Here is a 3,107-nt window from a genome sequence, read left to right as displayed (position 1 = left end):
GCAGGGGGGATGGGGACTCGACCTCGGAAGGGGCTGAAGCAGTGGCCTCGTTCTCGGGGGCGGTCGCCTGTTCCGAGGGGGCCGCCGTCAGCTCCAGATTGGAAGACATGTAGGAAACCTCTTGGTCGCCGCGCCTGGAGCCCACTGCCGCCTCGAAGGAGGCAACCTCGCGCGCGTCAAAATCGGGCGCAGGTGACAGTGGACCGCCGGCAGGCGGCGGTTCAGTCAAAACTCGCGTCATCGCCTTGGACACCCCGCATGGGGCGCTTCAGGGGCAGCCGTCTATAGCGCATCCGCCCCGGGAGGGAGTAGCGCCCTTTCAGCGAGCCCACCGGGCAGGTGGAGCGACAGTGCCCCACCCTCCGCTCGTCCGGCGAGAAGGGGCTCATCCGCGCATTCGAAGCAGCGTCGAAGGACATCCGGTTCCAGTTCGCTCCAGGCCGTCAATAGGGTCCGCCACGAGTATCGACCTGGGAGCCGGACACCGGCCCCTGGCCCGAGGCCCGCCCGCGGACTCTGCCTGGGTATCAACACTGGTACGGACCGAAACGTTCTGGAAACGTCCCAAGCACCGGGCGTCCGGCCCCCTGGACACAGGGCGGGCGGGCGACCCGGCCGGCCCTACCCACCAGGTGAGGGCCGGGTGCGCCCCTTGTGGTTGCGGGGCAGGGCGTGGTGGATGAGGGACACGTAGTCCACCGCCTGCACCGGCGGCGGGGGAGGCGGGGTGCCCAGGGCGGCCAGCCGCTTGCTGAAGGCGGACAGGATGTCCGGCATCGGACGCATGGCGGCCAGGAGCTTGTTGGGCCCCTCCAGCGCCTGGGACAGCGCCACCGCCGCCTGCTGCAGCGGCAGGCCCCGGCGCAGCAGGTCCTGGAAGGAGTTGGAGAGGGTGATGATGTTGTGCCCGGCCGTCTGCACCATCTCCACGGCGATCTTCAGCACCTGGGGCGCGGACAGGTGGCCGTCCGCCAGCAGCACCAGGGCCGCCTGGAAGTAGTTGAAGATGGGCACCACGCGCGGCCCGTAGGGCGTGAAGTGCGCGGGCGGCGTCAGCTTGTCCAGGTGGATGAAGATGCGCCGCACCGGGTCCGCCACCGGAATCTGCTTCCACGCCGCGCGCACCCGCTCCGCGTCGTCCGGGTACACCCCGCCCGCCTCCAGCACCTGGGACAGCACCCGCTCGTCCACGCGCCCCGCGATGAGGTCCGCGAAGAGCGAGTAGATGAACGCGTCCGCCTCCGCGTCGTCCCCGAAGAGGACCTCCTCCGCCTCCGCGGGCGCCTTCACCCGGCTCTCGAGGATGGCCGGCAGCTTGTAGCCCACCTGCCCGCGCAGGGCCCGGAAGCGGCCGCGCAACAGGTTGCCCACGTTGTCCTTGAGGACGAACTCGTCCCAGCGCACGCCGTCCAGCTTGAGCTTCTCCTCCAGCACCGCGCGCATCTGCTTGGGGCTGCCGGAGACGATGCACAGCCTGGAGTCGCCGCTCTCCGACAGCTCCCGGATGAGGGCGCTCGCCCCCGGGACGGCGACCTTCTCGTGCGCCTTCTGGAACGCGGTGCGCAGCAAATCGCGGAGCGAGTCGAAGTCGGTCTGGAGGTACGTCTTGTCCAGGTCCCAGCGGTAGATGCGCCGCGGAGGCCGCGGGTCGATACGGTCCGGCAGACTCACTTCTGGAGGCCTTCCCGGATGGCGTTGCCCAGGTTGTTCGCCACCACCTTGGCGGCCACCTTGCCCGCGTTGGCGATGGCGTGCGCCTTGGAGCGCCCGTGCGCCTTGATGAAGATGCGGTCGAACCCGAGGATGGGCGCGCCCCCGTACTGGTTCCAGTCGGTGATGTCCTTGATGCGCTGGATGCCGCTGGACAGCATGGCCAGGCCCGCGCGCCAGCGCAGGCTCTCCTTGTAGGCGTACTGGGCCAGCTCCACCACGGTCTCGTGCACGCCCTCCAGCATCTTCAGGCACACGTTGCCCACGAAGCCGTCCGTGACGATGACGTCCGCGGTGCCCTTGGGGATGTCGATGCCCTCCACGTTGCCGATGAAGTGGATGTCCTTCATCTCCGACAGCCGCGCGTGCGCCTCCACCACCCGGGGCGGGCCCTTCTGGGGCTCCACGCCGTTGGACAAGAGCGCCACCTTGGGCCGCTCGTTGCGGGAGATGATGCGCGCGTAGTTCGAGCCCATGACGGCGAACGTCACCAGGTCATCCGCGGTGGCCTCCACCGTCGCGCCCACGTCGAGGATGAGGGAGAACGGGTCCTCCTTCGCGCCGCGCACCGAGCGCGTGGGGTACACCGTGGCCAGCGCCGCGCGGCGCACCCCGGGGATGAGCTGGAAGTGGCGCGCGCACGCGAGCACGCCCGCGCCCGTGTTGCCCGCGGACACCAGCGCCTGCGCCTCGCCCTCCGCGACGAGCCGGGCCGCCACCGCCACCGAGGCGTTGGGCTTGCGCGCCAGCGCCTCGCCGGGCTTCTCGTCCATGCCCACGAAGTCCGACGCGTGCTGGACGGAGATGCGCTCGCCGTTGTGCTTCGTCTCCGCGAGCGCGTTGTCGATGAGGGTGCGGTCCCCCACCAGCAACGCATGGATGTGCGGTGAGTCCAGGGAGAGCTGCGCGGCGCCGCGCACCACCTCCGCGGGCCCATGGTCCGTCCCCATCACGTCGAAGGCAATCGTCACGGGCTGCGGCTGCTTGACCACCATGGCCTCCATCTTACGACCTTTGTTGGGCCCTCGCGCCTGCCATTCTTGCCTGCCCCACCAACGAGGCGGCCACCAGGGCTCCCACGACGAGCATTCCCGCCGCCGTGCCGTACGGCGCCCCGGGCCCCAAACGGGTGAAGAGCCACCCGCCCAGCGCCGGGCCCACGATTCTCCCCAGCGAGCCCGCCGCCTGGAAGCCCCCCAGGGCCGCGCCCAGCCGGTCCGCCGGCGCATGCAGCGACACCAGCGCGGACAGGCACGGGTTCGTCAGGGCCGAGCCCACCGCCAACAGCCCCATCACCGGGAAGAGCCACCCGTACGTGGGCGCCACCGGCAACAGCGCCAGCCCCATCGCCGTCACCGCGAAGCCCGCCAGGGCCACCTGCGCCTCCCGCCCCAAGC

3 protein-coding genes are annotated in these 3,107 nt (G+C 70.6%); all 3 read right to left on the bottom strand.

The features are described 5' to 3' along the window. Positions 1-621: 621 nt before the first annotated feature. Positions 622-1,671, bottom strand: a complete 1,050-nt coding sequence (locus FL311_RS42200) for a phosphatase domain-containing protein (RefSeq protein WP_046712794.1) — start codon at positions 1,669-1,671, stop codon at positions 622-624. Next, a complete protein-coding gene (plsX, locus tag FL311_RS42195) occupies positions 1,668-2,714 on the bottom strand; it encodes a phosphate acyltransferase PlsX (RefSeq protein WP_194869621.1) in 1,047 nt (348 codons plus the stop codon). Before plsX ends, FL311_RS42200 begins: the two co-directional genes overlap by 4 nt. A gap of 1 nt (position 2,715) precedes the next feature. After that, a partial coding sequence (locus FL311_RS42190) for an MFS transporter (protein WP_141333253.1) occupies positions 2,716-3,107 on the bottom strand: 392 nt, incomplete at its 5' end.

The organism is Myxococcus sp. AB025B (assembly GCF_006518215.1).
Taxonomy (GTDB): Bacteria; Myxococcota; Myxococcia; order Myxococcales; family Myxococcaceae; genus Myxococcus; species Myxococcus fulvus.
This window is presented reverse-complemented; position numbering and strand designations above follow the sequence as displayed.